At 41.7% G+C, this 7,239-nt stretch carries 4 protein-coding genes; 3 read left to right on the forward strand and 1 reads right to left on the reverse strand.

What is annotated here, in order from left to right; translation table 11 throughout:
* The first annotated feature begins 1 nt into the window (after position 1).
* Complete coding sequence (locus V7K84_RS09665; protein WP_334837622.1) at positions 2–1,099, forward strand: 3-oxoacyl-ACP synthase III family protein; 1,098 nt, start codon at positions 2–4, stop codon at positions 1,097–1,099.
* A gap of 52 nt (positions 1,100–1,151) precedes the next feature.
* Complete coding sequence (locus V7K84_RS09670; protein ID WP_334837623.1) at positions 1,152–2,126, forward strand: SGNH/GDSL hydrolase family protein; 975 nt, start codon at positions 1,152–1,154, stop codon at positions 2,124–2,126.
* 18 nt (positions 2,127–2,144) lie between these two features.
* Here V7K84_RS09670 and V7K84_RS09675 read toward each other — a convergent pair whose 3' ends face one another.
* Positions 2,145–5,684, reverse strand: coding sequence for an NB-ARC domain-containing protein (locus tag V7K84_RS09675; RefSeq protein ID WP_334837625.1), 3,540 nt, complete (start codon positions 5,682–5,684; stop codon positions 2,145–2,147).
* A 670-nt stretch (positions 5,685–6,354) separates the two neighbouring features.
* Here V7K84_RS09675 and V7K84_RS09680 point away from each other — a divergent pair.
* A complete protein-coding gene (locus V7K84_RS09680; RefSeq protein ID WP_334837627.1) occupies positions 6,355–6,534 on the forward strand; it encodes a CopG family transcriptional regulator in 180 nt (59 codons plus the stop codon).
* The last annotated feature ends 705 nt before the right edge of the window (positions 6,535–7,239 follow it).

Raw genomic sequence — 7,239 nt, forward strand, 5'->3', positions numbered from 1 at the left:
CATGGTGTACCCTTCCGTAGGCATTTGTTCACTAGCAGTTAGCTTTCCAAGCATTAGACGTACAAAAGATTACTACAAAGAAAAATACCCTGAGATAGTCGCTCAAGTAGAGCAAAAAAACTTGGCAAGAATGATCTCTCTAAATAATTCCACGCCGAGCAACAAGTTTGAGTTAGAAATGATGCCTTATCTGTCAGATCCTTTTCGGGGCACTTTTGAACAGAGGATACTTGCTCCTAGTGAGTCGTCGCTAACCCTGGAGTATCGGGCAGCCAAAGATGCCATCAAAGCGGCAAAGCTTTCTGTCAATGACGTAGATCTCCTGCTCGTCGCCTCTTTTTTACCTGAACAAATCGGATTTGGCAATGCCGCTTTTCTTGCTCGTCAACTGGGACTACAGTGTGGCGCATGGAATCTTGATGGATCGTGTGCTAGTACCCTAATTGCCCTTCAAACTGCTTGTGCTTTAGTACAAGCAGGAATGCACCGCAATGTCCTAGTGGCAATCTCTTGTACGTACTCTCGCTTCTTCGATAAAGACGATACTCTTTCATGGTTTTTTAGCGATGGTGCTGGAGCTTTCCTAGTTAGTTCACTAAAACCAAACCAAGGCATTCTTGGTACAAAGACAGTTAATACCAGTATTTTGTGCGATCAATTGTCTTTTAAACTTACAGAGGACAAAGAAGGCAATCAACGGTTTCAAATGCAGGTACCCAAGGATATGAATAAAGCGATCGGCGAAACGGCTGCAGATCTACTACTTATTTGTTGTGAAGGGGCTATTGCTACTGCTGGTGTTACCCTGGAGCAAATTGACTTTTTTATTTTTAATACTCCCACTGCTTGGTTTGCAAGTTTCTGTACGCGTGTATTGGGCATTGACTCAGAGCGCACAATCAATGTCTACCCTCTTTATGCAAACATTGGGCCAGCACTAACCCTAGCCAATTTGTACCACGCTGCTCAACTTGGCAAAATTCGCGAAAATGACTTGGTTTTGCTCTATGGCTTTGGTGCAGCCAGTTCTGCCTCTGCAAGCGTAATCCGCTGGGGCAGTGTGGCACTAGGCCCTGTTCCGGTCAATGAACCTGAATAGTTCGTTTCCTGCTAAGATACGCACCAGGATTTAAAGTGTAGTCAATAATTAAATGAAACAAACAATTCTGACGACAGGATTTTTCCTGTTGTCTTTCATGTTTCCGCTTAAAATCTTAGCGGCACAGAATTATGAGGATATTTATGTTTTTGGTGACAGCTTTTCAGACACAGGAAATGCATTCAATGCCACAAATAAAACCTTTCCCTCAAGCTCAACATACTTTGATGGACGTTTTTCCAATGGTCCAGTTTGGGTAGAATATCTGGCACAAGACTTAGGATTATCCTTCAATCCTCGCAATAACTTTGCCTATGGAGGGGCTACCACCGGGGTCAATAACATTAGCGATCCTGCGTTACCCGGATTGCAAACCCAGATCGCTAACTTTACAGCCAAAAATCCGTCTGCTAATCCCAACGCCCTTTATATCGTCTGGGCTGGTGCTAATGATTACTTCAGTTACTTTGGGGGGGGTGTTCCCAACCCTAATCAGGCAGTTGCCAATATATCAGCAGCAGTCACATCGCTTGCTGTCATAGGCGCTGAAGATTTTCTGGTAGTTAATCAGCCAGATTTGGGAAAGTTTCCAGTTGCAAACTTCAACAGTCAAATACCTAGCTTGTTCAGTACGTTGACTGATGCACATAACTCTAGCTTGAACGCGACCATCAACTTTTTGAACCAGCAACTAGATCGTGATATCAACATTATATCTTTCAATGTTAATGATTTATTTAGTAGGATAATCGCCGAACCAAGGAAATTCGCTCTGACAAATGCTACCAACTATTGCATACAAGACTTATCAGTAGTGCCCTTAAATTTGCCCACCCAACCAGTCGCCTGTAATCCAGACGAATTTTTATTTTGGGACCCAGTTCATCCTACAACCGCAGCTCATCGGCTTATTGGAGAATCTGCGTTTTCAGTACTGAAGCCAGTGTCTGTCCCTGAACCTTCTAATGTGTTAGGAATGTTGGTTTTTAGTGCCTTGGGTACAGTTTTGTTTTGTAAACGCGAATAACATTTGTGTTGATCCTCTTTAATTCTCAAGTGCACCTAAATTTTTGAGAACAATTTTTTCAGCCTCTTTTAAACCAGTCACTCCATTAATATTCATGCCTTCGTAAAGTTTAGAGTTTCTCAAAGTTATCAAGCATTCGCCAGTCTTTACATTCCAAAGCTTTATAGTCTCATCTTCACTGCTGCTGGCTAGGGTTTGAGTCTCAGGACTAAAGACTACTGACCAGACTAACTTGGAATGTCCCAAGAAAGTTTTTACGCAGCGGCCTGTGCTGACATCCCAAAGTTTCACATTTTGATCGCCACTACCACTTGCCAATGTACAAGCATCTAGAAAGTTGACTGAGTAGATTGAACTGGTATGCCCCTCTAAAGTTTCAATATTCTGACCTGTGCTGACATTCCACAGCTTGATTGTTTGATCAGTGCTACCACTTGCTAGTGTTCGACCATCAGGACTAAAGGCAAGTGACCATATCCAATCATTATGACCATGCAGAGTCTGAAGACAACGACCACTGCCGACATCCCATAGCCTTATTATTTTGTCATGACAACCACTGGCTAGCAGATGACCATTTGGGCTAAAGGCGACCACCCACACCCAATGCATATGCCCTTGGAAAATATTGAGGCACTGACCCGTTTTAATATTCCACAACCTTACTGTCTGGTCTTGACAACCACTGGCTAGCAGATGACCGTCTGGACTGAAGGCGACTGATGTGACTCGATTACTATGTCCCTGAAAAGTTCTGAGGCATCTACCAGTACTTACATCCCAGAGTTTCACTGTTTGATCCTCACTACCACTAGCAAGTATTTGACTATCCGAACTAAAAGCGACTGATGTAACCCGATTACTATGTCCCTGAAAAGTTTTGAGGCATTTACCAGTAATAGCATCCCATAGCTTAACCTTTTGGTCGTTACTGCCACTGGCAATAACAAGACCATTTGAACTGAAGGTAACTGACCAAATCCCATTACAATAACCTTGCAATATCTTGAGGCATTTACCAGTCTTGATATCCCAAAACATTACTGTTTGATCTTCACTCCCACTTGCTATTTTCGTTCCTTCTGGACTAAAAGCAATTGACGGTATTCTGCTACTATGTCCTTGTAAGGTTGTACAACAACGACCCGTATTAATATCCCACAGTTTCACCGTTTGGTCATCACTGCTACTTGCTAGCGTTTTACCATCAGAACTGAAGACTACTGAATTCACGCAGTCAGTATGACCTTGAAAAATTTGAAAAAATTGCTCTGTAACGAGATCCCATAGCCTCACAGTTTTATCATGACAACCAATAGCCAGAATTTTACCATCAGGGCTGAAGGCGACTGACCGACTTCCAGTATTACCAACCTGCACGGTATTGAGGCATTGCCCAGCACTGGTATCCCATAACCTTACAGTTTTGTCATCACTGCCACTAGCAAGCGTGGTACCTTGAGGACTGAAGGCGACTGATGTAACACGATTACTATGTCCCTGCAAAGTTTTGAAGCATTGCCCAGTGTTGGTATCCCACAGTTTTATTGTTTGGTCTTCACTAGTACTGGCAAGTATAATACCTTGTGGACTGAAGGCAACTGACCAAATTCCACCATTATGCTCATTTAAGGTGGTTAGGCATTGCCCAGTACGAGTATCCCACAGCTTAACTGTTTGATCGTCACTCCCACTGGCAAGAATATGACCATCAGGGCTAAAGGTAACTGGCCAGATAAAACCTGTGTGCCCTTTGCAGGTAAGTAGTTGTTTCCCATCTGCAACTTGGTACAAGCAAATCTCATTATTCGTATCCCCGGTAGCTAAAAGTTTTCCATCAGGGCTGAATGCCACAGAATGAATACCACCAAGGGTTTCGGCAAAAACAGACTTAGCCAAATTGGCATAAGCAAAATTTACATTGTGTAAATTCACACTTCGTAGGTCTGCTTGCCAAACAGTTACGTGAGAAAAATCATAGCCACTCAGATCAGTTTCTAGATGAGAAAGCAGATTCAGAATGTTGCCAGCTGTATACCCTGGTTCTAAAGGAGATTCTTCTTGCAGTTTCGTGAGAATTTGAATTAACTGATTTTCAATTTTTCTTTTACTTCTTAAGATATTAAGCAACCCATCTATAACTGGTTTAATGATGAGACGAACTTGAGTATCTTTAACATAGTTTTTACCCATTGCCTTCATCAGAGCATGACATCTGAATAAATCAATATTCTGAGTGACAATCTCTTCACAGACATATTCTATCAAGCTACTAGTCACGTACTCCATAACTACAGGCTGGAGCGTAAAGAATGATCCAGTTTTTTCAATGAGCGTAGACGTAGCCTTCTCGATTAGCGATCGCCTTCCTAAAGATTCCAGAGCGTCTAGTAATTTTGCTTGTGGTACTGGTGATATAATGTCATCTCGCAATTCTGACAGTGCGATCGACTCCCGATTAATCGCTAGCCAATACATTATTTCCTTTTCTAAAGCTGACAAGCGCTCAAACTGCTGCTCTAAGATATCGCGAATGTCTCCAAAAACAGCCGTGTCTTGTTGCAAAAATCCAGTCACATTACCATCAAAAACATCTTTAATGGTCGTGGCAACTATCTTTAAGGCTAATGGATTGCCTGCGTAACGTTCAATCATTACTTTCCATTCATCTTCTGCCGCCAATAGTCCCTTGAGTTTTAAAATTTCTTGCCCTTCCGTCACCTTCAATCCACTCATTGGCAATGAGCGAACAGGTAGTGCTTGTCCTTCCAAAAATGCTATTTCTCTGGGTTTTTCACGACTAGTCAACACTAAGCAGCTTTGGTGAGTTGCTTCTCCTACCCGTCTTAAAAGCTCGCCATATTCCTCATATCCTTCAGGGTAAAGTCCGGCGCGGCTACCACTGCGGAGAATTGATTCTGCATTATCAAGGATCACTAAACAGCGATAATTTTGTAAATAATAGAGTAGTCGCGATACGCGATCGCTAAAACTTTCTGGTAAGTTACTTTCTGTTTCTTGTTCGTCAGATAGAAATTGGATTAAGTTACCTAGAATAATTTTAACAGGCGGTGCTTCTCGTAGCGATCGCCAGATCACATACTCAAAGTTGTCCTGAATTTTTTGAGCAAACTTTACAGACAGTGCTGTTTTGCCAATACCTCCTATTCCCAATAGTGCAACCAATTGGCAGTGCTCATTGAGAATCCATTGCTCTAATGTAATAAGTTCTTCTACACGCCCATAAAAAGCGGAGTTAAAAATAGCCTCTCCCCAATCTAGACGAGTATTTGAGCTTGAATAGTCACTTTTATCTATTTTTAAGTTAAAAACTGAAAAAAGCTTCTCAATAGTCTGTTTGTCAACTCCTCCTTCCCGATTCAATACTTTTGAGATGGTAGCGGAATATAAACCAGAACGTACACTCATTTCTTCGAGAGTATACCGATTTCCAAAATTTTCTTTTGCTTCTGACTGATGCTTTGCTTCTTTAATTTTTTGTAAGCCCTTGGTAGTAAGTGTAACGCCACGCTTACGTCTCCAATTCTGTAAAGTCATGTATTAACTCACTGTTCGTTTAGTCACTTTTTATTAAAAGGAATTATCTACTAGTACAACACGGCGGAAATAAACCAACCCTGACGCTCGATGACTCGCTAACGGGTGACGCTCTCTACGAGACGCTTGCTTCCCCGTAGGGGTACGCAGGCTCGCTAACGGCAGTTCCTCATGGGGGGAACCCCCTCTGAGCGACTGCCTCACCCTTCCAAATCAACGAAACCTTTATACTGTATTCATTTTTAATTTTTAATTTTTAATTTTTAATTCCGCCTTGCGGCTAGGTTGCTATAGATATGGGGTAATAGCTATAACAAATGGATAATCTCATGTTGCAGAGAATTTAAAACAGGTATATTACCAAAATATTCACTGATAAAAAGCACCTTTGGCATCCACTTATCTCGATAATTCAACACCGTTTACTCAACAGACTATCTGGACTGTAGTGCATTGCTGACACCATCTCTTCACCCGAAAGCTTTTTGCATTTGGTGATGACAGATTTATTACGTATGGTACTAGTTATTTAATACCTCGTATTATCCGTAATATTTTTGGGGCGTAAAGCTTAAGTTCAATCTCAAAATCTCGATTTTCACTGGTAAAGACAGCTCAGAATTGGCAATCTTGATAAAGAAAGCTTTGTATATATCTAGCTTATCAATCAATGAATAAAACTGCTGCACTTAAATTTCCCCGTTTGACAACCTCCAGTCAAAAAAGAGCGATTAAGCGAATCACTATCAATTTGACATCAGATGAAGCCCAAAACCTTGAAAAGTATTGCGAACAGACAGGCAAACTAGCAATAGACGTGATTCGAGAACTTATTCAAGCTTTGCCTTGACCTGCTGCTGAACGTTGATGCCAAGTCTGAAAAGCGCCAGTCCAGAAGAGTTATAGCTGAAGTATAAGGGGTTGCAGATTTGGACAAAGGTTTCCAATTTTACTCTGACGTGAGTAATTGAAAGAGCAGTAATCATAGATTAGATCCTCACGACTGTATATTTGCTACCTCAATGCTGTTGTTTGTTATGAAAATTTTAAACAATATGAGTTAGAGATTATTTCTAACGAAGATTACGACAGAATAAGGATAGTCACCGAACCAAAAAAATATTCTCTCACTCCTCATTGTGCAACTCAATAATAGCGATCGTGTCATCTTCTTTTCGGCGCGCCCGCTGTGAATGAGCGCAGCACGCCATAAACTAAATTTTTACGTTCCTCTCAGTAATCACAAAAAATTACTGCCTCTGAATTTAAGACCTCCAATTAAACGGGAGCATCTCAGTTTTGCAAATATACCTGGCGATTAGAAATCGCGGCTACACAAACGTACTCCTTCCCTATGGGACGCTACGCGAACGGAGAAGCAAGCTACGCGTAGCGTCTCGCAGAGAAGTCCGCCTGCGCGGACTTAAGAAATTGGAAACCCGCGTAGGCGGGTTTTGTCCGTGTAGCCGCGAATAGAATGAGACTGTTGGCGAATTAAAAGAGGGTGAAACCAAACATCCCATAAAAATGGCAAAGGAATTATGATGAAGCAGAA

Source organism: Nostoc sp., assembly GCF_036917315.1.
In the GTDB taxonomy this organism is placed as follows: domain Bacteria; phylum Cyanobacteriota; class Cyanobacteriia; order Cyanobacteriales; family Nostocaceae; genus Nostoc.